Raw genomic sequence first — 3,458 nt, forward strand, 5'->3', positions numbered from 1 at the left:
ATCAGTAGATTCTTTCAAAGCTTCCTCTCTTGTCAAAACTATCTTTTGCGCACCACCGATGATACCGCTGTAATAAATGAACGTCTCACCGTCCACCCATGCAATGTTATCCGCATGGCAGTTGTGGTTGTTACGGTCTTTAAAAATAACGTGTTCAAATTTTTTGGGGTTAGGTATAAAATGCCCGGCTACTAATTTTGCCAAGCCCAGGTATCTGTATCGTTCTCCCACACGCACACGTACTTTTAGCGACTTCTTTTTTCTGACTATCGGTTTTATAATCATGTCGCCCTTGTACACCACGCCTTTCCGCGTAATGTAATAGCCCGGAACGCCTTTCACGGCTACTCTTTCAGGGTCTATCCAGTCAGGTTCTCTTTTAGGTCGGGCTATGCCCAATAGTTCATCAGTTTCGGCGCAGCGTTTTACAAAACGGATAAAGCCTACCGCCGATACCCAACGGAGATTTTCCACGCAGCAGTTGGCACTATCCCTGTCGATAAAAATAAGACGGTCATAATTGTCGGGATTGGGTATAAAGGTCATAGCGACCAGTTTGGCAGTAGTGATGCGGATACTTTTACCTTGAGCATCGCGCAGCTTTACCCTTTCTGCCCTGTTGCCTGCACCTTGTGAGGCGTACAGACGGTGTTGTCCATGGTACACTTTACCGCACGGTGTTACAGCATAATTTTCGTAACCGGGAATGGGCATTGCTGCTGCCCTGTCCGCACTGTCTTCCAAAGTGGATGGCTGTTGGGATAAAGATTCTATTTCAATATGGCGTTGGTTGTAGCGGATGCTGTCGCTAAGAGATACCCAAACAATATTATCCGCATGACAGTTATCCTTATCCCTGTCTATTAAAATGATGTGGGTGTGGTTATGGGGATTGGGCACATGGGTCATAGCGACCAGCTTGGCAACAGCAATGGCGGTAACTTTACCTCCAGCCCTTAGTTTTACCCTTGCCGACTTACCCGCAGCTTGTATGGGTTTTAGTTGGCGTTCGCCATGGTGCACATCGCCGTTACGTGTTACGCTATAGTTTTCATAGCCCGGTATAGAAGCTGCCTTTTCCATAAAAGGCAATTAAAACATTACTGCGGGTATAGCGGCTTGTACGGCACTTGTATCTTACAACAAAAGGATTGTTTCTTACCAATGAAAAATTTTGTATTATTGTAGTATGAACGAAGCGAAAACCATACACGAAGGACATAACGTTAAACGCATACGCGAGATGCTCGGTATCAAGCAGGATGCACTGGCAATACAGCTCGGGCTTAGCCAACAGGCAATTTCTCAAATGGAACAGAAAGAAACACTCGATGTGCCGATGCTGGAAAAACTGTCTAAAGTGCTGGGTGTTACACCGGAGGCTATCAAAACTTTTAGCGAAGAAACAATTGCTTTCCAGATACAGACAATGAACGATAATTCCCAAGCAATTTACCAGTACAATTTTAACCCTATCGACAAATTAGTAGAACTCTACGAAGAAAACAAAAGACTCTATGAACGCATGCTCAAAGACAAAGATGCAGTCATCCAAAAATTGTTGGAAGGAAAAAAATAAAAGTACAAAGTTACTTTTTTGCACAGATATGCACACACTTATTGTGCCTACACCACATATCTAAGCTAGTGGGAGTATGGATAGAAGTTAAGCTCATTAAGTTTACTATAGCTTCTTCAATGATTTCTTTTTATAAGCATAATAAAGCTCCATATACCCGCGACTGCATTCAATAAAGTTTCTGAACTCTTCGAAGCACTCGCTGCAATTCTACCGGTCGTATTATTCAAGAGAATGAAACCTTGATTTGTGATACGGTTTTTAGTATTTTTGTCTCTATTTGTTGTTCTTACTTTGCAGTAGCTACCTATGAAATCTCTTAAGCTCAATGATACAAACGTTTTCAATTTTAGACGGCATGCGTATTTTGTATTGTCGACATTAAAAAACTTTCGCTCACGTATTCATTTCTACGCATTACCGACCGTGGCGTGAAAGATATCGGAATAACAGAGCACCAAATCTCAATATTCAGTTTTTGGAATTACGAGGGTGGTCAATGGAAAGAGGTATTACAATTGCAAAACCACAACTAGTTTTAGATGAAATAAAGTATTATTTAAGTTCACCAGTGTTTTTCCACCGTGAAAATCTTTCAGGAGCTACGGGCAGATTTTTAGAAGCTATTCTTGATTTTTTGACAATTAATTTTCAAAGTCGCTTGAAAAGAAAACCTGGCAATGATTACACATTGAGTGAACTGTTAGATTGCCTATCAAAAGACTTGCTTAAAGTACTGAAAGTGCAAAGAATGGATTGTTTACAAGATGGAAAGTATTGCAACAATAACGTTGCCGATGAAGTATATTTAAAACCTGTAATAGATGAGATTAAAAACTTGAAAGCTATTAGGAATCAGGTTGGGGCTCACTTTACTTTTGATGGTGCTTTAGTCAGTGATAATGACATCGAGGATTTTGCCAAATCAACAATTAAATTAGCCGAGTTATTGGTTTGCCCAATAAATGGGACTTTACCACACAGAAATAAATCAGGATCGTATTGGGAAACAAAGAGTGGCGCAATTCGACTCTTTCCTTTAATTGAACCATAAATGATAAAGCAATACCAAAATACAGAACGAATCCCTACTGCTAACAGCACCTACCCAAAAGTGGCAGTTCAGTGGTTAAATCAAGCATTGTGCTTCTATCAAAGTTTGTGCTTTGACAGTGAAGTGCTTCGATATCGCCGCCTTCGGGTAGCTGCAAAACGTTACAAGCAATCCCCCATATTACGCCACGAATATACTCCCTACGCTAACGGTTGGATATGAAAAAGTAGTAAATTATCCCTGCTTATTGTAAGGCCGATTTTAAAACTGTTGCGTAATAGCACGAGTGCAATCCTGGTTGGGAAGTGTGTGAATACTCCAGTGGTGGTACAATTTTTTGTAACCCCGTTTATAATATTCTTTTGTCAGAAATGAGCTTCTTCTTTAAGCATTTTATAACCATAAAAAATAATGAATATGCAAGAAGAAAAGCAAATTAAAATGGAAGTTGTAAACCCTTATTACAAAAGGAGGCAGAAATGGTTACTTTTAATGCACCGTTTTACCACTATTTTTTATAGGTAGCAATACTTACAAACTTAACCATAAAATGGCTTTATACGCTTTTAATTTTAAGCATTAACACTAAGCCATTTTATGGATAAGTTTTAAAAAACAACAGCTACATAAAAAATGAGGAAACGGCAACCCTAAAGTTGTAAACCATAAATAGGATTAAAATATTTTTTTAAACTTATAGCAGTATTTAATAATAAAAAGTGTAACCTTTATCTAGGGCGATAAAACCTTTCCCTTTCATTTTTGACAAAAGATAAAACTGACGAAACAAAATAACTTTAACTTTGAAAAATAAAAATTAAGTGA

At 38.8% G+C, this 3,458-nt stretch carries 4 protein-coding genes; 3 read left to right on the top strand and 1 reads right to left on the bottom strand.

Going from position 1 to position 3,458, the window contains the following annotated elements; all coding sequences use genetic code 11:
- Window positions 1-1,083: hypothetical protein (locus tag ACQR30_RS08375; protein WP_429733975.1), on the bottom strand; the 1,083-nt coding region annotated here is incomplete at its 3' end.
- A 106-nt stretch (window positions 1,084-1,189) separates the two neighbouring features.
- Between ACQR30_RS08375 and ACQR30_RS08380 the strand changes: the two genes are divergently transcribed.
- The 3 genes from ACQR30_RS08380 to ACQR30_RS08390 all read left to right on the top strand — a co-directional run bounded on the left by ACQR30_RS08380 (window position 1,190) and on the right by ACQR30_RS08390 (window position 2,855).
- Entirely contained in the window at window positions 1,190-1,579 is a 390-nt protein-coding gene (locus ACQR30_RS08380) for a helix-turn-helix domain-containing protein (protein WP_429733976.1), read from the top strand.
- Between the two features lie 499 nt (window positions 1,580-2,078).
- Entirely contained in the window at window positions 2,079-2,633 is a 555-nt protein-coding gene (locus tag ACQR30_RS08385) for a hypothetical protein (RefSeq protein WP_429733978.1), read from the top strand.
- Window positions 2,634-2,855 (top strand): hypothetical protein, encoded by a 222-nt coding sequence (locus ACQR30_RS08390; RefSeq protein ID WP_429733979.1) that lies wholly within the window; start codon window positions 2,634-2,636, stop codon window positions 2,853-2,855.
- Window positions 2,856-3,458: the final 603 nt, after the last annotated feature.

Origin of the sequence: Arachidicoccus sp. (assembly GCF_050436765.1) — a bacterium.
In the GTDB taxonomy this organism is placed as follows: domain Bacteria; phylum Bacteroidota; class Bacteroidia; order Chitinophagales; family Chitinophagaceae; genus Arachidicoccus.